Below are 22,535 nucleotides of genomic sequence, written 5' to 3' on the forward strand. Positions count from 1 at the left end.
ACGGTGACCCGCTAATCTGTTCCAGCGTCGCTCCGAACGCCCCTGTCTGCTCCTCACGTCACCTCCCTATAGCTGATTGAAGACGACAGGGCTTCTTCCCTCCACCAAATAAACACGGATTCCCCCTCAATGCACAACTAGTTGATACGTACCGTTGCCGAGACATATGGGTAAACAGGTATTTTGCTTACAACATTATCTCTACTTATGTCATAGTAGAATATGTTTTTCCGATCATAGGCATTTATCGCTCCCGCCTCCGCTTCAAGAGTCACTCCAGGTGCAACGTCGAAGGGCCGGCTCACGGACACATCGAGACGGTGTGAGGGCGGAAGACGCCCTCCGTATGGTTCATTGAAGAGCACGAGGGCTCGCCCGGACTCTTCTTCAGGCGTTACAAATTGGTTTATAATATTCGGCGCCAGATCAAATCCATACGCTTGCGTATAGGGTCGGCCTGAGCCGTACATCCAGCTGAGGCGTGCGGAAACTTTCCCGATCTCCACTCCCCCAACGACATTGAATTGGTGACGCTGATCGTGTGAAGGGAAGTACTCGAAAACCGTCCCATCAAGCCAAGCCCCCAAATCTTCCTGCGCAGCTTCGTACTGCACCTTCGACCAGCCGTATCCCGCGTAGAGGTAAAACGGGTCGGTTTTCAACTCCAGTCGAGCATCGAGACCATAGGAGAATCCATCCGCCAGTGCAAAATTCGTCTCGAAGCGATCAACAGGACTCCACTGTTGCACCGATAGATTTGCCATGTCTTTCGCGTACCCTTCCACACTCAACTCAATCGCGTCGACAATCTCTTGCCGATACCCCAAAATGCTGTGTAGCGCACGGGGCGGGCGTTCGGTCAGGGGCTCGGGCGTCCAGACCGTAAATTCTGTCCCTGCATCCTGTGCATCCGTAATTCCCTGCGAGACCTGGTTATACTTTCCTAGAGATAGGCTGACTTCTTGCTGGTCGGTCCCATCCGGGCGATACGAAAGACGCAGTCGAGGCTCGTATGTGGGAGGAGAAATACGCGAGTGAATCTGAAAGCCAATGCTCGGATGCACGGTCAGATAATCCCCAACCCTTTTCTTAAGAGACCCAAACGTGTAGATGACGCCTCCAAAGGGACGTCCTGTGTTTGAAAGCGTAAACTTCTGGTCGAGGGAAAACTGATAAGAGGTGATCTTCGTGCGAACCCCGAGACGAAGGGTGCCCCAGGCAGTCTCTTGTTCTTGTTCAATATCAAAAAATCCTCTTCGCAGCCCTGCCGAGCGCTCCGGGTCGCCAATCGTTCCCGCCGAGTTCGTAAACTGGGAATACCCGCCACTGACCTCCAAGGCGTAGTTGAGTCCAGTCCCGAACAACAAACAGTTGCCTCCAATTGCGGAGTTGGCCCACGTCATCGCAGTGTTCTGCTCGTTACTGAGCCGCCCCTCGTCGTACGTGCGCATGCCTGTGATGGAGCAGGACGCGCTTTCGTGCTGCAGGGAATATCGCCCGGTCATATCATAAAAGGTGAGGGGAACCTCTTGCCCCAACAAAGGATCGGCTGTTTTCCTCACCGTTGAGTGCCGGACCACCGCCAAAAAGGACTGGCTTCCTTTTTCAAGAGGTCCTTCAACGCGCGCAGAGCTGATAAACGGACTGACCGACGCACTTCCGGCATACTTCTTCATGTTTCCCTTTCGAAGCGTGACGTCAACCACGGCGGAGAGCTTTCCCATGTACTTTGCCCCGAACCCGCCGGCATATACATCTGCGCTTTTTACGGCCTCTTTTGGAAACGCCGAGTAGAAGTTTGAGATGTGTAAGGGCTTCACGATCGGGATATCATCCACGAGGAAGAGATTCTGACTCACCTTTCCTCCTCGAATATTGAGCCCTCCCCCTCTACTTCCAGCAGACACAACACCGGGAAGCGTTTGGAGGTAGGACGCCAGATCCCCACTTGGTCCGGGCGTAGGTATGCGCTCCAGATCCGCTACCCCAACCGTCTGAAGACCTGCCTGACGACGCGTGGCTCCTTTCTCGACCTCCACGCGCACTTCCTCCAGGCGCTTGGCCTGGGACGTGAGCTCTATACTGTACGCCCGCTCCTGTCCATCAAGCCGGAGCGTGTCGCGGTAGGTCTCAAACCCAATAAAGCTCACCCGGAGAATATAGGACGCAGGGGGAATCCCTCGAAGTTCGTAGTAGCCGTCTTGCCCGGACGAGGTCGCCTTCCGTACGTCCGACTCTCGCCCCCGCAGCACGACGTTTGCACCGGGAAGCGTCCGCCCATCCTCGGCGGACGTAATCACGCCTCGGAGGACGGAATCGGACTGGCCGATTGCCGACGCGGGGATGAGGAATGCGAGTACGGTGCATGCCACCACGCCCTTCAGCGTTTCCTTTAGGGTCCAGTTCATGATTGATGACAATCAGTCTGTAGCACGACGACGAACATCTGCAGTAGCTCCTACGTCCCCGTTTGATCCCTCTCGTAGAACGAGGATACGCCCAACAGAAAAAGGGCCGAGGGCTTTCTCGCCCTCGGCCCCTGAAATATTCGTCCAACGCTCGGACAACATCCAGAATGGTGCCCTACTGAATGGAAGCACGCTGAGGCGTCGGTCCGCTAGCGGACGTCTGCGCGCTCGGCGCGGTGCCCGAAGGGGCAGTGTAGGGACCGTCACATCCATTGGGCGAGACATTCCCCGTAGACGTGACGTTGCCATTCACAGGCTTACACCAGGCCTGATCGCCACTGGCCGTTCCCTCTTCAGACGTGAAGCTGGTGCCTCCGAAGGTATACACGGACGCCTGGACAGTCTGAAGCTCACTGGCCGGGACCGGCAGATGCAACGGCGTACCGGCCTGCATGGCACTGCGACGCCGCAGGTCGAAGTAGGACTGGCCGTGAACCATCCGATAGAGCTCCAGGTCTCGCTCGTAGAAGATGGCATTCAGGACCTCCTCCTGACCCGCACTCGAAGACAGAGGATCAAGCCCACCGTTCTCCACTCGGGTGCCGTTGTTGATGATCGAGCGAGCACCGCTCACGTCACCGTTTGCACGGATGAGTGCCTCAGCCTGCATGGTGTTGTTCTCCACCGCCAGGAAGAAGGGACGCGGACCGGCTCCGAAGGGAGTCGTGGAACCAGTCGCCTGCGGAATGGCGAAAGGACGCGCCCACCAGTAGTTGCTGTAAAGCCGGGGCCCACGCGAAACCGTGAAGAAGCTCAGGTCCGTAACGTAGGCAAAGTAGCAGCCTTCCGGCTTATAGCTGGCATCCGCGGGAGGCGCTCCCGTCCCCGTCGTCGTCGACGTACACAGTCGCTGGTCCTCCGATTCGGCCTTGGGCAGCAGATTTCCGTTCTGTGCCTCGCTGGTGGGATACTTCACCGGGTAGCTAGAGTCCATGAGGTTGAGCAGCCGATTGTCCACCCGATAGTACCATTTCACCACCACGCTAAGGTACTGATAGGAGTCAACCCAATCTCCGGCGAATCCATCCAGCGTGAGGGACACGGTATTCTTGACGCCGTTCTGCGTGAACGTCAGCACGTCGCCCCACGAGTAGCCGTCCACACTGCTCAGGTCCGAGTTCTCGGACGCGGTACGGCTGTTGCTTACCGCCACCCGGGCCGAAAGCGTGTTCGCGATCGCTGCGAACTTCGAGCTGCTCACGTCCGTCGACCACGGCAGGAAGCGAGAGAGCGTGAAGCCATTGTTGCTGGCAATTGTGGCCGCCTTCTGCAGATCTTTGACGGCCTGACCGGCCACTGCCGGGTACGGCTGAAACTCAAGCTCCGCCACATTCGCGTCCTTCGTCAGAATGTAGGCTTTGTCGAAGATATTGGCCAGCCGACCGTGCGCCCATCCTCGAAGAAGATAAGCAGCTGCCCGCACCTTCTGTGTTTGATCCGAACCGTCAATGACAATGTCCAGATTCTCATTCTCAATCTGGATGATCACGTCATTGGCAGTCGAGAGGGACGAGTTCAGCGGTCCCCACACCGGCTCCGAGATGTTGCTCGGAATATTGCTGGAGATCGAATTCTGAAATCGCACCTTCGGTTCCTTATTGGGCGTCCAGAGGCTCGCAAACGCATTCGTCATGGTCTGCGAATCCGCCCAGCCATCAAGGTGAGGTCCCGGAGCGTAAAAGGAGGCTCCCCCACCGGATCCTCCGTAAATGGCCTGATAGAACGTCCGGTACCCTCCGGAAAGCAGCGAGACAACGTCTTGAGGACGGTTCAGGGCCTCCGATCGGTTCGGCGCGTTCTTGTTGTCAACATTCAGGTCAGCAAGGCCATCGCAGCCTGGAAGGGTAAAGGCAAGCGCAAGGACCAGAAGGGGCGCCGCCCACCGGATCTTTCCCTGTGTAACTGAAAGACTCATAATTTCGGTGTCGTTAATCGAGTATCGCGTAGATAGAGCGGAGAAAAGGCCTGTGCTGCACGCAGCGTTCTCCGCTGCGTGCAGCCGGCCGTGGAGTGGAGGGCGTTAGAACAACAGCTCAAGCGAGAAGGTGTAGCTCCGGAAGTTGGGATATCCGAAGTCATCCACCTTGAAGTTGGTGGGCTGCGTGTCACCATCTCCGCTCTGCACCGACACCTCAGGGTCGTACCCACTGTACGGCGTGATGGTGAAGAGATTTCGCCCCGACACGCTGAGCTCCGCTTGCCGCAGCTGGTCGCCAATTCCGACGCCCTGCAGCAGATCCTGGGAAATGGTGTACCCGAGCGACACCTCTCGGAGCTTCAGGTACGAACCATTCTCCACAAAGTAGCTGGAGGGGTCGGACTGGTTGTACGGCCCACTCAGATAATAGCTCATGTTGTGGCGTTGGCCTTCCGGCTCATCGGCCTGATCCACAACTCCAGCCCGCTCGTTAAAGATGAGGAGCTGCTTCGTGTAGTTGTACACGTCGGCCCCCTTCTCCCAGTCCGCCACGGCGTGCACCGTGAAGTTGTTGTAGTTGAGGGTCGTGTTGAAGCCCACCGCAAAGTCCGGAATGGTGTTGCCGATCTGCTGCGTCACCTTCTGACCATTCGCGTCCGTCACGTAGAAGGCTTGCTCGTTCTGCGTGTACTGCGTTCCCTCCTCAATCACGAAGCCCTCGTCGTTGACCGTGAGGTCGTCGCGGGTAAGCGCATCGTCCGTATCGTTCCGAGACGACGAGTAGCCGTACAGCTCGCCATTGTCGTTGAACCGAAGCTGGTCAATCGAGGTGGCAAGCTTGTTTCCGTAAATCGCCCCGTACGGCACGTTCTCACCGACGCGGAAGAGGGAAACAGCGGACCCTACGTTCCGGGTGTAAGCTGGCCGATCAAGCTCGGTCACCTCCTGCGTGACCTTGCTGAACGTGACGCCTGCACTCCAGGACAGGTTGTCCTGGTCGATCGGCGTCCCTCGAAGCGACAACTCGATACTGCTGTTCTCCATCGTTCCGGCATTCCGCCACTGCGAGTTGAAGCCAGCCGCAGCGGAGAGGGGCACGTTCAGCACCTGATTGTCGGCGACTGAGCTGGCGTACGTCCCGGAGAAGAAGAACCGTTCGAGGAAGGCGATGTCGGTCCCCACGGTCCACTCCGTGAGGTTCACCGGCTCAATCTCGTCGTTCCCGAGCGTCTGCTTCGAGATGCCCGACGGGGACACCGCAAAGGTTTCGTACTGCGCGACGAAGGGCGGTCGATCTCCCGCCGTTCCGTACGTACCGCGCAGCTTGAGCTGGCCCACGTTGGGGATGTCGAAGTCTTGGGTCAGACGATACGTCCCGGAGAGGCGGTAGTACGTCTGATACCGAACCTCGGGCCCGAAGAGGGAGAGGCCATCTCGGCGCACCACCGCGTCGAGGATGTAGGTATCCCGATAGTCCAGCACGAGGTTTCCGCTAATGTTCTCAGCGAGAATCGTGGACGAGAACGAACTGGCATTCAGGTTATCCGAGATCGTATTGTCGAACTGGGGAACGTCCGCCGCGAGAAATTCGCTCCCGCTTGTGTTAAACCCTTCCTGTTCTCGCTCCTCGTAGGTGTACGTGCCCGTAAAGTCCGTCGACAACTCCCCAAAGTCCTGACTGAGAAGAATTCGTCCCGTCCCAATCGTGAGGGTCTGGACGGACGAGGACTCGAACAATTCTCCCTGGCTCGGAGAACCGGTCGGACTCGCCGGGAGAGTGCCCCGCCTCACATAGTTCGAAAACTGGTTTTCCTCTCGGTCATACGAGAAGCGCCCGTCAAAGGAAAGCCAGTCGGTCAGGTCGAACGTGGCCTTGAAGTTCCCCAGGAGACGTTCGTCCTGGAAGCTTTCATTATTCGTGGCCAGCGTGTACACCGGGTTCGATGCGTTCCCCGAATTGGAAAAGGGGTTCACTGGAGCATCGATGCTATCGGGCGCCGGCGCATCCAGATCGAGGTCCGGTGCAGCAAGCAGGGTGCCGTAGAATACATTATCGCCCTGGCCCTGCTCATCAATGTCCACACCGCCCTGTCGACTGTACAGGGTCGATACGTCAAGCTTCATCCAGTCCGTCACCTGGTTTCCCACGTTTACCCGGAAGTTTCGCCGACGATACCCCTCGGCCTGCTGAATGACTCCGCCCTGATGCAGATTTTCGAACGAGACGAGGTAATTCAGGTCGCCTCGGTTCGTCGCAAAGGAGATGTAATTCGTGAAGAAGGGCTGGGGAGTGTACAGCTCTTCCTGCTGGTCAAAGGTCCGACTAAAGTCATTATCAATGACGTTCAGCGAGCCGGGCAGCGGAGAGTACGGAGTACAGGGTGCTCCTTTACAACTCGACGACTCGCTAGGAGACGGACGGTACTGATTGACGACATTTCCGTTTTCAATCTTGCCGCGATTGTGGTGCGTGGCAAGATCAATCTTGTTCGCAAGCTGGGAGAATCCAACCTCATTGCGAACTCGGACAGCCGTTTCTCCTTCTGCCTGCTCAGCACCCGTTTTGGTGATAATCTGAACCACACCGTTAGCACCGAGAGAGCCATACAGTGAGGCCGCCGCGGCTCCCTTCACGACCTCAATCGACTTCACGTTCTGCATGTCGATGTCTTCCAGAGACCCCTGAGTGATCGCACCGTCGACCACAATGAGCGGGTCCTGACTTCCCGTAATCGACACCGTGCCTCGAAGACGAACGCGGGGAGTGGCTCCGGGCTCACCCGACGGGCGAACCACCCGCGCCCCCGAAACGCTTGCCCGCAGTGCATCCGCAGGGTTCTCGGCCGGCACATTTTCCAACTGATCGCTGCCGACCTTGTCAACGGAGTATCCAATCTTGCTCGTCTCGGTCCCCCTCGACACTCCGGTCACCACAACCTCTCCAATCTCAGCTTGGGCGGGCTGCAGTTCAAAACGCACCTGTGTGGAGGATCCGGACTCTACAGTGATCGTGCGACTCTTGTCTTGATACCCGACGAAGGACGCCTGGATCGTGTAGTCTCCAGAGGGAACCCGAAAAGAGAAGTTTCCTTCAGCGTCCGTTGCGGCCCCGATTCCCTCTGCTGGGATCTGAACGGACGCGCCCGGTAAACTCTCTCCCGTGCTCGCATCAAGAACAGTTCCTCTTACAGTCCCCTGCTGGGCAAAGACAAGCCCTGGCACCAGCAGTAGGCCTGCAAGAATTGGCAGTAGCTTTGTATTCATACTTAAGCTGTGTGGATATTCGAAGAGCGATGGTGTGGTTGACACCAAGGGTGAAACCCCGTGCTTCCGTCTGCTGAAATTCTCCGCAATCCGTGCTGAGCACATGCACGCACTCGTCTGTGCCCCGTTGTTTTCCACGTGCTTGTAAGCACAAGGGCTCAAATACTCGTCAAAGACCGACGCGCTGGCATGTCCGTGTGCATCCATCGGCGATCTCCGTTTTCAGACCGTCCCTCCCACTGGTGGATTCGTCGTGTCCACCCGGCCTGTGAACGCCTCCGGATTCAAACCGATGAAAGTGAAGCCACTACATAAAGACGCCACGTGCTAACATCGGCGACTCCGACAGTGATCAACCGCAACGGGCATGTCAACCGCAGCGCCCAACAGACCTCGGCGCTGATGATGTCGACCTCCTTCATGTGCCCTTTATCGAGACAACTCCAAGAGCGCTTTCCTCTCGGGTTTCTTCATGATTGCGTGCGAATTTGATAACGTGCAGTGAACCAATTGTCAAAGAATGCCCAAGTCCCCGACGCATCTCTTCTTGAGTCTATTCTCGGTTCAATCTCCATCTTGAGAACGATTATAAGCAAATTTTTTGTTATTAGTAATATAATATTTTTTTAACTTTAGATACTCAATTCTGGCATGCCTCCTCAATACTTCGGCCCTGCACAGGACATAGCTTAGCATCACCTAACAGATTTGGAAGCGCTTCCAAACTGAGAGAACAAACAAATATTACAAATATCTTATATTAAGGGAGTATAAAGCATTGGTAACACGAATACGAAGTGTACTCGGCCCCTTTCGATCTTTTTTATAACTTCATCTGACACGTAGAATAATTTTCCTCTCGTCGTCTCTCAGCCGCGCATCTCCACCCGTTTTGCTTTTCATTATCTGTGTTTTCACTTCTCCTCCGCACTTTTCCATAACGCCCGAGTGGTCCGCCCATCCAATCGGGGGCCTGTTTGACACGATTTCCGAGTGGACAATCTCGGAGTGAACAAACGCCCGCTCTGCCAAGACACAATATCTATTTCCCAAACATAGGACGTCGGCTCGCTTATACACCTGCAACTCCCCGTCTATCATCAATCACCCTCATATGCCTTTCTCCCTTTCCTCCTCCGCCCGCGACGATCTTCGCGCTGCCTTTGGCGACTCCGTTCAACAGAACGTTGTTCTGGCCCCGTACACGACCTTCAAGATTGGCGGTGCCGCCGATTGGTACGTGGCGGCTCAGTCGGCCGATGAGCTTGAAACCGCAATACGGACGGCGCGGGCGCACGAGATTCCGTTCTTCCTGCTCGGAACGGGCGCCAACGTCATCGTGGGAGATCGGGGCGTGCGCGGGCTCGTGATTCACAACCGGGCCCGCCACACAATCGTGGACCCGGACACGGCGCAGCTCCGGGCCGAAAGTGGGGCCATTATATACCCCGACCTCATTGAGGAGGCGGTGTCCGCCGGCCTCTCGGGACTGGAGCACTACGTCGGCATCCCGTCTACGGTCGGCGGCGCCCTCTGGCAAAACCTTCACTTCCTCTCTCCCCCACCCGAACGAGAACGCACGATGTTTCTGGAGGAGGTCGTAACCCAGGCCGACATTCTAACGGAAGAGGGCGAACGAAAAACGGTGGACGCCGAGTACTTCAATTTCGGATACGACTATTCCATCCTTCACGACCGGGACGATGTCGTGCTCTCGGCCACCTTCCAGCTCGATCCGGGCGACGAAGAGCGGATGCGGGCCATCATGGACGCAAATCTCCAGTGGCGTGCTGAGCGCCATCCCCCCCTCGACACGGAGCCGAGCGTGGGCTCTATTTTCAAAAAAATTGAGGGCATCGGGGCGGGGCGCCTCATCGACGAGTGTGGCCTCAAGGGCACACGGATTGGTGGGGCCATGGTGACGCATCGCCACGCCAACATTTTCGTGAATGCCGATCAGGCAACTGCAGCGGACGTGTGCGCCCTCATCGAGCACGTGCGGGACACGGTGGAACGGGAGAAGGGCTACCGACTAGAAACGGAGATCGACTTTGTCGGGGAGTTTGCCCCGCCCTCCAATGCGGAGCCCACCATTGTGCCAAAGGATCCGGAATTGGTGTCCGCCGAAGAACGAGCCCGACAGCGCGCCTAACGGCGAACACCCTCTGCATTTCCCCTTGGGGAGCCTTGCCCTCTCGTCGTTCGCCCCCCAGCATGCAAAACGATGGGGGCTCGCCTTGTCGGACGCTTCTTACCCGAGGAGACGGCCTGCAAACGCCTCTGCCTCTTGTTGCAGCCGATCCGCGGCTTCCAGTCCGTCGTGCCACTCGTCCGGAAACGACGACCATCCATGGAGGGCCCCCAGCATGGCGCCCATCATGGCCCCCGTGGTATCGGCGTCCCCGCCTACGTTGATCCCGGAGAGAAGGGTGTTTTCGAGAAGTCCGGGTCGGCGCGCGACCATCGCGCAGGCAAACGGCCAGGCCTCATCCGCCCGTACCCCCACCCCGTCACAGGCATCGCGCAGATCGAGCGGGAACGAGTCGATGATTCCCTCCAGGTCGCGAAGCCGATCCGACACGCGGGCATCGGCCCCGAGCCGATCCTCGGCCCACGTCGTGGCCTCAACGAGGTCCCCCCAAAACGCCGTGCGATCAAACGCGTCGACGTCGTCGAGTTGAAGCAGAGTGCGCACAGCAAACGCCTGTCCCCATCCGGCCGCAAGGGCCGATGGGTGACGGTGGGTGATCGAAAGCACGGGCCGTAGCGCCGCGAATGCCTCCTCCCGACCGGCCTCCGTTGCCGCCCACCAGCTTCCGAGCGGGGCGGCCCGCATGGCGGCTCCGTCGCTATCGCGGTCGGGCGTCCCGGCCTTCTCCGGCGAGGTGCCATTCGCCAATCGGTCAATGGCGGCGGTCGAGGTGGGCCCCCAGCGTCGTGCATCGGCGCGCAGGGTCACGTATTCCTCGGCAACCATCTCAGGCCACGCCGTTGGATCGGACTCGCGACTCAGTGCCCGCACAATCGCAAAAGTCATCTGCGTGTCGTCCGTCCACTGCCCCGCGTCGAAATCGCCTCGCTGATCGTCGTCGCGGTACTCCTTGATGCCTTTATAGTACGTGCGCACGTTCTGGTGGCTCAGACCTTCGATGGGCATGCCGAGGGCATCGCCCACAGCAGTGCCCAGAAGCGACCCGAGAACGCGGTCAGCAGAAATGGTCATAACACTCGTTGAATGACGGGAGGTGCACGGGTTGAGAATAGCGAATCGGCACTCCATTCGCTATGTTCGTATCGAATGGTTTCTTCAATCACCGTCTCTGTCTATGGACTGGCTCGCCGGGGCTTGGGCCGTCTTTCGAAAGGATCTCCGTATTGAACTGCGGACGCGGTACGCCCTTAATTCCCTTCTGCTGTTCGTGCTGGGCGCCTTGTTGCTCGTGCTCTTTGCGGTCGGGCCGCGCCCGCTAAGCGCACGGGTGCAATCGGCCCTTCTCTGGATCGTGATGCTGTTTGCCGCCTCGATCGGCCTTGGGCGCTCATTCGTCGCCGAACAGGAGCGCGGCACGGTGCTCTTGCTTCAACTCCATACTCACCCCAGCATGGTCTTCGCCGGAAAATGGCTCTTCAACCTTCTGATGGTGGGTGTACTCACTGTCGTGGCGGCCGGGCCGTTTCTTTTTCTTCTCGATATTTCGGTGCCCGCTCCCGGCCTGTTTGCAACCATCCTGGGGCTGGGCGCGGTCGGGCTTGCCAGCGCAACCACCCTGCTCGCCGCCCTCGTGGCCCGGGCCGCCCGGCAGGGCCCTTTGCTCCCGGTCCTCCTCCTTCCCCTGCTGGTGCCCCTTCTCGTGTCCGGCACCAGCGCAACCCGCAAAGCCATCGCGGGCCTCCCGTGGGTGCAGGCCCAAGACGAGCTCCTGACCCTCATCGGCTTTGCCGGGGCCACGCTCTCCGCTTCCGTCGTGCTCTTCGATTTCGTCTGGAAGGAGTAGCGCCTCGGGGTCCCATGAGGACGGCCTTGAACCTTGAGCGAATTCATTTCCCCGCGGGAAAGCCCAAACTCCAAACGGCGTTAGTATCGACCCGACCGGATAGGCTTTCCTCGATGAATGGCCATGATGTCGGAGAACAGCGAAGCGTCCTCCCATCTCAGGATGACGAACGTGAAGCGCTCTCTGGACGGAGGACTTGGGCATCCGCCCCCCGATACAATGCGCGCGCTCGAAACGCCCCCGCTGCGATGACTTGTAACGCAGTCGCACTGGGTCCCTTGTTTGCTTCTGCGTACCGCCAACCGTGACGTCCCCATCATGCCTGCCTCTTCCTCCATCGTCGACCTCCGAGTGTATCGACTCGTGCGAGGAGCCGTGATTCTCGTACTTACGAGCATCGTGGTAGCAGGATTTCTTGGCTCCATCCCTCAACTCGACATCCTGGAGCAGTCGGCCCGCAACCTCTACTTCCACGTACCGATGTGGTTTACTCTGATGGGCGCTACGATCCTGTCGGCGTACCACTCGGTCCGCTATCTACAGACCGGAGAGCCGTTGCGAGATATTCGGGCCCGAGAAGCGGCCTGGCTGGCCCTCATCTTTGGCCTGCTCGGCATTGTAACAGGAATGGTATGGGCCCGCTTCACCTGGTATGTGGGCACGGGAAAATGGTGGAACTTCGACCCCAAGCAATCAATGGCGGCCGTGCTGCTGCTCATCTACGGCGCGTACTTCGTGCTTCGAGACAGCATCGAGGAGCGAGAGACACGCGGCCGGATCGCGGCGGTGTACAATCTCTTCGCGGTGGTTACGATGCCATTCCTCCTCTACATCATCCCCCGCCAGCTTCCGAGCCTGCACCCGGGCGGCGAGGGCAGCCCCGCCTTTAGCCAAACAGATCTCGCCCCGGCCATGCGGTGGGTCTTCTATCCGTCGGTGTTGGGCTTCCTCGGCCTCTTCTGGCTCTTGTACACGCAGCGTGTACGCCTTGCCTGGATCCGGGACCAGCTTCGTGATGAACCCGACCTGTGACCCCTGCCCCCACCCAGCCCCGCCGCTCCGAAACTGCTTCTGTGCCCCCGAACGCTCTCTCCCACTGCCCTGAGCACATTCAAACGCTGATCACAATCGCACTGGGGCAGGCGGACTCGTGCCGATGACCGCGGCCCCTGAGATCGACACTTTGGAACAGAGACGCAGGCCCTCCTGTCCCTTGCTTCCCATGACCATTCATCCCGTCCGTCCCAACACTGCCCTTCCTTCGTCCCAGGAACGGCCCGACACGACCGCCGCCTACGACAGCACGTGGACGGAGCAGCCGACCACGCAGCCGCCCGACGCCCTGGAGCGTATGATGCTACCAAACGGCAAAATCTACGTCGTCCTGGCCGTCGTGCTGATTATCTGGGTGGGACTCATCACCCTGCTGGTGCGGACGGACCGCAAGATTGACCGTCTGGAACGGCGTCTCGACGATACCGGTTCAGAGAACGAACGAGAGTGACGAAAAGTACAACGGCGCCCGTTCCGCTCCCCTTCCATTTGGTTCTTAGTCCCTTATGAAGTGGAAATCGATTATCGGACTTATCGCTATGGCCGGATTTGCGGGCCTCCTCCTGCTCAACTTTGGAAGTCAGGTGGGCGGATACATGGGGTTTGAAGAGGCCGCTCAATCTGGCAACCAGGCCCATGTGGTGGGCACCTGGGTCGAGGACCGGCCCACCCACTACGACCGCACGGCCAACGTCTTCACGTTCTACATGCGCGACCAGAACGGCACGGTCCGCAAGGTGCGATACCCAAACCCGAAGCCGGCCAACTTTGAGCAGGCCGAGCAGGTCGTCGTCGAAGGACAAATGAATGGACAGGCCTTTGCGGCCAAGCACATTCTGGTCAAATGCCCGTCGAAGTACAACGAGGCAAAGGGCCTGAAGCAGAACGCAAGCCAGTCGGGCCGCCCCTCCTCCTCACAGCCGAACACCGTCCGGCAGTAAGCCTTGCCCTTCGCTCCCACCCCACGTTTGCTTCGTGTCCACTCCGCTCCCCCTTCTGTTGCTCTCCCTGAGCGTCGTGCTCCTGCTCGGCGGCTGTTCCTCTTCCGACCCGCTGCCGTCGGCCCATTCAAGCAACCCGCTCCCCGAGTGCCCGGATAGTCCCAATTGCGAGCGTCTCTCGACGGACTATCCAGTCGCCCCCGACACACTCTTTACCGCCGCCCGAACGGCACTGGACGCCCTCGGCCCAACGCGGATCGAGCTCCAACCGGACACGATGCAGGCTTCTGCTGTGTACCGCGTGGCACTGGTCTTTAAGGATGACGTTCGGATTGCCGTGGACTCGACGACAACCGGTAGCACGCTCCACGTCCGCAGCGCCAGCCGCGTGGGCCACAGCGACCTCGGGGTGAACCGACGTCGCGTGCGGCGTCTCTTACAACGCGTGGAGGCCGCCCTGTAGCTCCGACACTCTCCCTCCTCCTCTCACTGTCTCCCAAGACGGACCTCCTGGCTCGATAGCCCCCTCCCGGCCTCAAATCTGCCGGAGCACCTCAACGCGAAGAAACCGGAGGGCCATTCGCGCCTGTTCTCGCTTCTCCGGCGTCCCGCCCGGCTGGCCGGAAAGGTACGCAAGAAAGGTGCGCACATGTGCTCGGCCGAGGGTGCCCACTGGATCGGTCGGAAAAAAACGGAGGAATCGCTCGATCCAGTCGACAAAAACCGGCTCAAGCTGGGGCTTGCGGTGCTGAGCTCGGTAAACGGAACGTACTGCCTTCAAAAGCCGGTGGATGCCCCGACCACGAGCGGTGAGATGCCGGAAGGCAGCGGGAGTTGTAGACTTGATCGGGGCAGGGGAAACGGAAGGAGACATAACGCAAGGGGTCATGGGTTGGAAAGATCATCGCCCCTTCACAATACGACAGATTTTCTTGTTGGGCCTGGACGACTGACGCACCCTTCTATGCGCCGTGGCATACGGGCATCCAAGCGGTTTGGCTCGTCTCAACACGGAGCTTTGACCGCCCGTAGGCCCACCTATTCGCTACACGCTTCCTCCCGAGCAAACGGTTTCTGTGGGTCGGGTCAGAGGTACAGGGCCGTCGCGATAAGGAAGTAGATGGCAAGCCCGATAATATCGTTCAGGGTCGTCACGAAAGGCCCCATAGCACTGGCCGGGTCGATGCCAACCCACGTGAGCATAAAGGGGATCAGAGCCCCATTCGTCGTGGCTACCAAACTCACGCACAGCATGGTGAGGCCGAGCGTGGCGACAAGCGTCGCGACATCCCCCAATCCCAGTGCCGCTACGGTCCCACACAGCAGCGCTGCCACCACAACGCCGTTGAGCAACGCCACCAGCATCTCTTTGCCGAGTCGCCGAAAGGCATCGGTGAGCCAGAGCTCGCCGGACCCAAGCCCCTGCACCGCGATGGCCGCACTCTGCACGGCCGCGTTCCCGCCCATAGCCGTCACGACGGGGATGAACGTCGCCAGCACCACGGCCTGCTGCAACGTGCCCTCGAAACTGCCGATCACGACTCCGGAGAGCCCCGATCCCACGAGCCCGATAATGAGCCAGGGCAGACGCCCCCGGCTCACCTCAAAGGCCGTGTCGATGGTTTCCTCCTCACCCGTAAGCCCACTCATGAGCTGAATGTCCTCGGCCGCCTCGTCCCGAATCACATCCACCACGTCGTCGATCGTGATGCGCCCAAGCATGCACCCATCGGAGTCTACGACCGGGACCGAAAGCAGGTCGTAGCGCTGCACAATCTGCCCAATCTCTTCTTGGTCCACGTCCACCGCTACGGAAATAAAGTCGGTATTCATAATGTCCCGCACAAGAACGGACGCGGAGGAAAGCAGCAACTGCTTCAGCGACACTACGCCGACCAGCACGCCCTCGTCGTCAATCACGTAGGCGGTATAGATCTCATCTACGTCGTCGGCGTGGCGTCGAACTTCCTCAGTGGCCTCCTGGAGGGTCGAGTCCGGCGTTACCGCCACGTACTCGCGGGCCATGATTCCTCCGGCCGTCTCCTCCCCATACTCCAGCAGCTCTGCCAAATCCTCGGTATCCTCCAGGTCCGGCAGCAGCTGAAGCGCCACCTCGTCCGGAAGGTCGGCCAGCACGTCAACCGCGTCGTCCGTATCGAGCGCGTCGAGCAGGTCGGTGAGCACCGCCTGAGAGAGCCCCTCTAGCAGCGACGCCCGAAACGCATCGTCCATCTCTGCGAGGGTATCGCTGGCCACCTCGGGCGGCAACCAGCGAAACAGCCGCTTGGCCTCTTCGGCGGGAAGGTGGCGGAGAAGCAGCGCCACGTCGGCCGGATAGAGATCGGCAACGAGATTGAGCACCATGCCGCGCTGCCCCTCTGCCAGCAGCGTCACGATGTCGTCCACGACGGACTCGTCGAGCTCCAGGAGTCCACTGGACCGGCTTCCGTCGTGAGAAACCGACGGTGCAGGATCGGACGGAGACGTAGCCATACCGACTTCGAGTGATGACGTAAGAAGCAAGATGCACCCGTTCCTCCCCGAGAGCAGGACCCATCATTCCGCAACCGCACTCACACACGAGCACCGGTCCCCGATGTCGCCAACGTACTACCGCCCCTCGACGGGGTCAGCCTCTGCATTCAGAAATCGGGCGAGTTCCGCAAAATCGTCGGGCATAAGCGCCTCGGCCCGCTTTCGCCCCCAGTCGTTCGGCAGGGTCACGTCCTGGTCCTTCGCCCAGGCACTCAGGCTATTCCGAAGCATCTTGCGTCGCTGATTGAAGGCCGCTCGGACGTACGGCCGTACGTCATCGAGCGTCAGATCCTCCGGTGCCTCCTCGTCGCCGAAGGTGATGCGAACCACGGCACTGGACACATCGGGCTGGGGGGTAAAAACCTGCGGTGGCACCCCGTAACACAGCTTCGGGTCGGAAAAAAGCTGAAGCAGCACACTGAGAATGCCGTATGCCTTCGTCTTCGGCTCGGCCACCAGCCGCTCGGCCACCGCCTTTTGCATCGTAAGCACCGCCTCCGCTACGTGCGATCGGTGCTCCAGCAACGCAAAGAGCAACTCACTCGTCAGGTAGTACGGCATGTTGCTGATGACGTACAGCGGTCCCTCCTTCTCAGCGGCAAGGGCCGGCCAGTTTGTCTCCAGCACATCTGCCTGCCGAACATCGAGGGCCGGCATTTTTTCTCGCAGAACAGCCACCGCCCGCTCGTCGATCTCGATGGCCGTCAGGTGTTCGTAGCGATCCGCCAGCAGCGTCGTCAACTCTCCTGTGCCTGCCCCCACCTCCACGACGTGTGCTTCTGGTGGGGCCTGGAGGGTGTCGACAATCTTCTCGGCCATGTTCGGGTCGTGCAGAAAATTCTGACCGAGGCTCTGCTTGGGACGAAAGGGAAAACGGCTGGACATCCGGTGGAACGAGACGTATATGAAAAAGGAGCGGTCCTCTCACGCTCGGAGGACTCGCCAGGCGCACGTCGACGTACAAAACGAGGGCTGCAGATCCACTGTCAAGGACCGAACAGGGCGCCGAAGGCACTGAACGTACTCGTGATGAGCCCCTGCTTGCTTGGCTCCCGAGGCGTCTGCATGCGCTCGGCCTCATCTACATCCGCAGGGGGGCCCTCCTTGATTTGGACGGTGGCCCCCGCCTCTGTCTGGCGGTGCGTCATGGTTACAGCTTCCGTCCAAAGGGCATCGTCGGGCGTAACGTAGAGGGACAAATGGGGGGCAGGTAGTTGAACACGCTCCAGCGCCAGGGGCTCCGCAGTGGTGTTCCGCACCTTGAGCGGCGTGAGGGCCCGATGCAGCCGACGCGGCAAACGGTCAAGGTGAAGCCGACCCGCCGTACGGGTGGCGTAGCAAAGGGTGCCGTCGCGGGTCGACGCCCCAAACCAGGTATCCGACATTTGAAGCGACGGCACCTCCGCCAGCCGCCGGTCCGACTCGACCAGCTCAATGCGGATCCACAGGGGCGTACTCAAATAAAGCGTCACCGCCTCGTCCGGCAATACCGAGAGCGAATGCTCGGGCCGGGCCACCACGGGCCGGTCGGCAAGAGCAGGCCGTAGCGCAACCGATCCCCTCGTACGCCGAACGCTGTACCGGCGCGTCGTCAGGGTCTCCTCCTCAGCATCGAGCACTGCCGCCATGGCATCGTCGGGGAGCGGCACCGTGACATCGCTGCGCTGCGCCATCGGGTCGGCCGTTCCCGAATCGGTCGACGGACGGTGCACGACGCGCCAGTCGCGGGATGCACGATACACCCATAGGGTCGACGGACCGATGTGCCACTCTCCCCCTGTATACTCCTCTATCGAAACAGTCCCCCACCAGGGCGTAGGTTCCGACGACTCAGTCATGCAGCGTTGGCGAAACGGATCCGGGAAAGCACGAACGGTTACTCCTCATCGTCCTCGTCAAACTGGTCGTCACTGTCGCTGCCCTCCCCATAAAAGTCGTCGTCCTCGTAGTGGTCCTCTTCCGTTTTATAAAAGGCATCTTCGTCCTCCCAGTCGACCCAGTCGTCCTCTTCTTCTTCAAATTCCGCTTCCTCTTCTTCGTCGTCGATATCCCAGTTGTCGTCATAGTCGAGTTCCTCCTCATCCTCCGAGTCTCCCTGTAACTGAAATGGATCTGTCATCGTGTAGTCGTTGTGGTAGTTCAAGAGGAAGATGGAAGGGACGACGATGCGTACAGCAACATAGGAGGTAGCCAGACGCCCTACAAGCCCCCCTCCCAGGACGGTCGACCCTAGCGGTACGGTGTCAGCGTGCTGTCGCCTGGCCAGGACGGAATGCCGCCAAAGTACGGGGGGCGATCCAAGGTGGGGTTTGTCCCAATCGCCCGGGGATCATCACGGCGGCGAAGAAGCGTGGGGAGCCGCTCGCCCAGACGCTTCCGGACCTCCGCGTAGTCTGGATCGGTCGCTACGTTGTGAAGTTGATGCGGGTCGCTTCTTAGATCATAAAGCTCCACGGCCGGTCGTTTTGCAAACGACTGCTCGTACAGCTCCTGCAGCCGGGATCGCCCCGAGCGGTGCGCCCAGAGATAAAATTTAGTGGGCCCGTTGTCTGTGTCGCCCAGCCAGCCGTTGTTCGTGGCGGCCCTTCGGTAGTGCGGGGTACCCGCCGGCCACCGATCAGGATAATAGTTGCGAATGTACAAGTAGTCGTCTGTACGAAGGGCCCGAACCGGATATCCGCCGTCGTTGGGACTCTCCTGGGCCGGAGTATGCCGTTCGCGTCCCATGACCACGTAGTCGCGTCCCCTCTCCGGGCGATCGTGCTCGGACGGAACCAGTAGGTCCATCAGAGACTGACCGGTCATCTCCTCGGGCACAGGTACCCCTCCCACTTCGAGAAAGGTCGGCGCAAGATCTGTAAGGTTTACAAATTCGGAGATCGTTCGTCCCGCCTCCACCCGGTCCGGCCACCAAATGGCAAGGGGCACACGCGTGCCAGCGTCGTACAGATTCGCCTTGCCTCGCGGAAAGGGCCAGCCGTGATCGCCACTCATCACGACGATTGTATTCTTCAGTTCGCCGCGCTCGGCCAATGTCTGAAGCAGGCGCCCCACCTCGCGGTCAAATCGCTGCACCTCAGCATAGTAGTTGGCAATGTCCCGTCGAACAGCGGGCACGTCGGGCAGCATGGGAGGCACCTCAACCGTAGCGGGATCGATGCCCATGGCCCGTCGAAGGCTGTCCGAATAGGTACGATGCGGATCGTGACTCCCGAACCAAAACGCAAAGGGCTGGTCCCCCGATCGCTGATCAAGGAACTGCGTAAAGCGGTCAAACGCGGGCCCGGCCGGATTGTGAGACCGATCCCCAATCCGACCCGGCCCCCAGCCCTTCCGGGTATGACCTACCGCGTAGCCGGATCGCTCGGCCAGGAGGGACGGATAGACCTCCACGTCCTCCGGGAACGTCGACCAGAGGTTTGCCGCCGCTCCCAACCGCCAAAAGTCTTGCCCAGCAAGCACCGCCCCTCGTGAGGGAGTACAAGACGGCGAAGACACAAAGGCTCGGGTAAAGAGCACGCCCTCCGCCGCCAGCCGATCAAAGGTTGGGGTGTTAACGGTCGGATCGCCGTAGGCTCCGGCATGGGGATACCCCCAGTCGTCGGCAAAAGCAAAGAGAATGTTCGGGCGCTCCTGGACGTCTTGACGCTCCTGGACGTCTTGACGCTCCTGGACGTCTTGACGCTCCTGGGCGTGGAGTCCGCCGGGCCCAAGATACAGTGCTATGCAAACAAAAAGCAGCGCCCATAGACGTTTCATGGAGTGCAGTCGATCCGTGAACAAGCACTTGGCAAAACTTCTCATCGGGACTTTCGAAGAACGTTGCCATGCGGTTTATATTCAAGTGCAAATTCCCCACCTTCCCAGGCTCGCCCTTTGAGAGAAAAAAGCAATGCAGTCAGACGGAGCCACTCGTAAAGGGCATAATGATCCTGCGTAGTTGGTATTTGTGACTTTATGAGTTTAATCGATGAACCGCCCCCACGGCCCCATTTTCCCCCTTTGAAAAGGGCATAGCGCCGTTGGACTGTGCCTTTGCGAGAATAACCGCAGGAGCGACACCCCCCGGCACTGGATTCGTCTTCTGCAAAGGTCAATATTCTCTGTGTAGCGCTACACAAGGGCATCCATCACGTCCGGCGGACAATCTCACAGTCTAACAGATACCAACGTGCCAAGGACGATTGCGCACTTCGCTACGAGGTTCTTCGAAAAGACTCGTCGCGAGGCGCGTCTCGTGCTCGCCGTCAGGCGGCCGGTGATGCCCCAAATCGGCGCGCCGGCTCCGTCTCTTCTCCATCCCCGAATCGCATCGTCCGGTGCCCCGCCGGCTCCGTCATGATGGAGGGCCCTTAAAATGAATGCCCCCACAAATTCCACTCATAGACACCAGAAGCGCGCGCGGATCGACGAACACCTGCAATGATAATCCGTCGATGAGAATGTGCAGGACGTGATCCGGATGAGAACCCCTCGGAGGAACGGCAACACTTGTGCTGCGCCTCCGAAATTCCACGATTCTTTGCGGCTCTACTGTGGAATTCTCATCCATCCCGTGCGCAATTCCCGTGCTCGGATTTTACGTTGGGGCATGTAGCGTGGCGACATTGCGCTGCTCGAGCCGGTCGACTGCAGATGCACCGGTCGAGACTGCCCCCTCTGCACTGGGCAACAGCGACGCGTGGGGGCGTGTGCACCGTGAGTGACGCTATTGCATCCCAGGAGCTCTACGAACCTGCCCGTTCCGGCAACGCCAACACATCGAACAACCGACGTTCTCATGGAAGTAGGTACCAACGAAGTTCAGGGCACGATCATCGAGGTCGTCGGCCCGGTCGTCGACGCTGAATTTCCAGAAGACGGCGTCCCCGACATTCTGGACGCCCTTCGCGTGGAACGCGACGAGGGAACCGATCTCATTCTGGAGGTGCAGCAGCACCTCGGCGAGCGGCGTGTTCGCGCCATCGCCATGGACTCGACCGACGGCCTGCAACGCCAGCAAGAGATCATCGCCACGGGCCAGCCGATCACGGTGCCCATCGGGGAGGAAATCCGCGGGCGTCTCTTTAACGTCGTGGGCGAACCCATCGACGGCCTTCCGGAGCCCGACGTGGATGAGCACCGCCCCATCCACCAAAGCCCGCCCGACTTCGACCAGCTTGCCGGGTCTCAAGAGATTCTGGAGACGGGCATCAAGGTGATGGACCTGATCCAGCCCGTGCCGAAGGGCGGAAAGGTTGGCCTCTTCGGCGGTGCCGGCGTGGGCAAGACGGTGCTCATCATGGAACTCATCAACAACATCGCCAAGGCGCACGAGGGCCTCTCGGTCTTCTCCGGCGTCGGCGAGCGGACGCGTGAGGGGAACGACCTTCTCCGCGAGATGCTGGAAGCCGGTGTAATGACGTATGGCGATGAGTTTATGGAGTCGATGGAGGAAGGGGGATGGGACCTCGATAAGGTCGACTTCGAGGCCATGAAGGACAGTAATATTTCCCTCGTCTTCGGCCAGATGAACGAGCCCCCCGGAGCGCGGGCCCGCGTGGGCCTCACCGGCCTCACCATTGCGGAGTACTTCCGCGACCTTGGAGGCCGCGACGTGCTCTTCTTCCTCGACAACATCTTCCGCTTTGTGCAGGCCGGATCGGAGATGTCGGCCCTGATGGGTCGGATGCCGAGCGCCGTGGGCTACCAGCCAACGCTCGCCTCCGAGATGGGCGACCTGCAGGAGCGCATTACCTCTACGCAGAAGGGATCGATTACGTCGTTCCAGGCCGTATACGTGCCGGCCGACGACCTCACAGACCCTGCCCCGGCCACCACGTTCGCCCACCTCGACGCTACGACAGTGCTCTCGCGTCAATTGGCCACCCAGGGCATCTATCCGGCCATCGACCCGCTCGACTCAACGAGTCAGATGCTCAACGAGCGGGCGCTCAGCAAGGAGCACTACGAAACGGCGCAGGACGTGAAGGAGATTCTGCAGCGCTACAAGGAGCTGCAGGACATCATCGCCATCCTAGGCATGGACGAGCTGAGCGACGAGGACAAGCAGGCCGTCAACCGCGCCCGTCGCGTGCAGCGGTTCCTCAGTCAGCCCTTCTTCGTGGCCGAGCAGTTCACCGGCCAGCCCGGGAAGTTTGTCTCCATTGAGGAGACCATCCGCGGCTTCCGCATGATCCTCGACGGCGAGCTCGATCACCTGCCCGAGCGGGCCTTCCTCCTGAAGGGAACGATCGACGAGGTCATCGAGGAAGGAGAAGAGATGCTCGAAGAAGAATAACTCCCATTTCGAATTGCGAATGTCGAGGGCCGAATCGCTCCCACGACTCGCAATTCGCAACTCGAAATTTGACATTGACCT

At 59.7% G+C, this 22,535-nt stretch carries 17 protein-coding genes; 7 read left to right on the forward strand and 10 right to left on the reverse strand.

Annotated elements, in window-relative coordinates; translation table 11 throughout:
• Positions 1-137 precede the first annotated feature (137 nt).
• The 3 genes from BSZ35_RS06360 to BSZ35_RS06370 form a co-directional block, all read right to left on the reverse strand.
• Complete coding sequence (locus BSZ35_RS06360; RefSeq protein ID WP_105011650.1) at positions 138-2,408, reverse strand: TonB-dependent receptor; 2,271 nt, start codon at positions 2,406-2,408, stop codon at positions 138-140.
• Positions 2,409-2,583: 175 nt separating this feature from the next.
• Positions 2,584-4,383, reverse strand: a complete 1,800-nt coding sequence (locus BSZ35_RS06365; RefSeq protein WP_105011651.1) for a RagB/SusD family nutrient uptake outer membrane protein — start codon at positions 4,381-4,383, stop codon at positions 2,584-2,586.
• A 105-nt stretch (positions 4,384-4,488) separates the two neighbouring features.
• Positions 4,489-7,650 (reverse strand): SusC/RagA family TonB-linked outer membrane protein, encoded by a 3,162-nt coding sequence (locus tag BSZ35_RS06370; protein ID WP_181149206.1) that lies wholly within the window; start codon positions 7,648-7,650, stop codon positions 4,489-4,491.
• A 1,114-nt stretch (positions 7,651-8,764) separates the two neighbouring features.
• Here BSZ35_RS06370 and murB point away from each other — a divergent pair.
• Complete coding sequence (gene murB, locus BSZ35_RS06375) at positions 8,765-9,802, forward strand: UDP-N-acetylmuramate dehydrogenase (RefSeq protein ID WP_105011653.1); 1,038 nt, start codon at positions 8,765-8,767, stop codon at positions 9,800-9,802.
• A gap of 99 nt (positions 9,803-9,901) precedes the next feature.
• On the opposite strand, the gene BSZ35_RS06380 is transcribed toward murB, so the two are convergent.
• Complete coding sequence (locus BSZ35_RS06380; RefSeq protein WP_105011654.1) at positions 9,902-10,873, reverse strand: ADP-ribosylglycohydrolase family protein; 972 nt, start codon at positions 10,871-10,873, stop codon at positions 9,902-9,904.
• A 103-nt stretch (positions 10,874-10,976) separates the two neighbouring features.
• Between BSZ35_RS06380 and BSZ35_RS06385 the strand changes: the two genes are divergently transcribed.
• From BSZ35_RS06385 to BSZ35_RS06405, 5 genes are all read left to right on the forward strand, one after another.
• The gene (locus tag BSZ35_RS06385) at positions 10,977-11,645 is read left to right on the forward strand and encodes a heme exporter protein CcmB (RefSeq protein WP_105011655.1); all 669 of its coding nucleotides are present in this window, start codon (positions 10,977-10,979) and stop codon (positions 11,643-11,645) included.
• Between the two features lie 318 nt (positions 11,646-11,963).
• Positions 11,964-12,677, forward strand: coding sequence for a cytochrome c biogenesis protein CcsA (gene ccsA / locus BSZ35_RS06390; protein ID WP_105011656.1), 714 nt, complete (start codon positions 11,964-11,966; stop codon positions 12,675-12,677).
• Positions 12,678-12,867: 190 nt separating this feature from the next.
• Positions 12,868-13,149: a CcmD family protein gene (locus tag BSZ35_RS06395; protein ID WP_105011657.1), complete on the forward strand. Its 282-nt coding sequence runs from the start codon at positions 12,868-12,870 to the stop codon at positions 13,147-13,149.
• Positions 13,150-13,204: 55 nt separating this feature from the next.
• Positions 13,205-13,639, forward strand: coding sequence for a cytochrome c maturation protein CcmE (locus tag BSZ35_RS06400; protein WP_105011658.1), 435 nt, complete (start codon positions 13,205-13,207; stop codon positions 13,637-13,639).
• 34 nt (positions 13,640-13,673) lie between these two features.
• The gene (locus tag BSZ35_RS06405) at positions 13,674-14,102 is read left to right on the forward strand and encodes a DUF1499 domain-containing protein (protein WP_258096102.1); all 429 of its coding nucleotides are present in this window, start codon (positions 13,674-13,676) and stop codon (positions 14,100-14,102) included.
• Between the two features lie 72 nt (positions 14,103-14,174).
• Here BSZ35_RS06405 and BSZ35_RS06410 read toward each other — a convergent pair whose 3' ends face one another.
• The 6 genes from BSZ35_RS06410 to BSZ35_RS06435 all read right to left on the reverse strand — a co-directional run bounded on the left by BSZ35_RS06410 (position 14,175) and on the right by BSZ35_RS06435 (position 19,933).
• Positions 14,175-14,513 carry a phage integrase N-terminal SAM-like domain-containing protein gene (locus BSZ35_RS06410; RefSeq protein WP_181149207.1) on the reverse strand — a complete coding sequence of 113 codons (339 nt, stop codon included), beginning with the start codon at positions 14,511-14,513 and terminating at the stop codon, positions 14,175-14,177.
• 212 nt (positions 14,514-14,725) lie between these two features.
• Entirely contained in the window at positions 14,726-16,132 is a 1,407-nt protein-coding gene (gene mgtE, locus BSZ35_RS06415; RefSeq protein WP_105011660.1) for a magnesium transporter, read from the reverse strand.
• Between the two features lie 117 nt (positions 16,133-16,249).
• Positions 16,250-17,059: a 16S rRNA (adenine(1518)-N(6)/adenine(1519)-N(6))-dimethyltransferase RsmA gene (gene rsmA, locus BSZ35_RS06420; protein ID WP_105011661.1), complete on the reverse strand. Its 810-nt coding sequence runs from the start codon at positions 17,057-17,059 to the stop codon at positions 16,250-16,252.
• Between the two features lie 101 nt (positions 17,060-17,160).
• A complete protein-coding gene (locus BSZ35_RS06425; protein WP_146110013.1) occupies positions 17,161-18,012 on the reverse strand; it encodes a hypothetical protein in 852 nt (283 codons plus the stop codon).
• A gap of 38 nt (positions 18,013-18,050) precedes the next feature.
• Positions 18,051-18,293 carry a hypothetical protein gene (locus tag BSZ35_RS19215; RefSeq protein WP_181149208.1) on the reverse strand — a complete coding sequence of 81 codons (243 nt, stop codon included), beginning with the start codon at positions 18,291-18,293 and terminating at the stop codon, positions 18,051-18,053.
• A 110-nt stretch (positions 18,294-18,403) separates the two neighbouring features.
• Positions 18,404-19,933 (reverse strand): sulfatase, encoded by a 1,530-nt coding sequence (locus tag BSZ35_RS06435; protein ID WP_181149209.1) that lies wholly within the window; start codon positions 19,931-19,933, stop codon positions 18,404-18,406.
• A gap of 1,021 nt (positions 19,934-20,954) precedes the next feature.
• Here BSZ35_RS06435 and atpD point away from each other — a divergent pair.
• On the forward strand, positions 20,955-22,454 hold the full coding sequence (gene atpD, locus BSZ35_RS06440) for a F0F1 ATP synthase subunit beta (protein ID WP_105011664.1): 1,500 nt from the start codon (positions 20,955-20,957) through the stop codon (positions 22,452-22,454).
• Positions 22,455-22,535 lie beyond the last annotated feature (81 nt).

Source organism: Salinibacter sp. 10B, assembly GCF_002954405.1.
GTDB lineage: Bacteria > Bacteroidota > Rhodothermia > Rhodothermales > Salinibacteraceae > Salinibacter.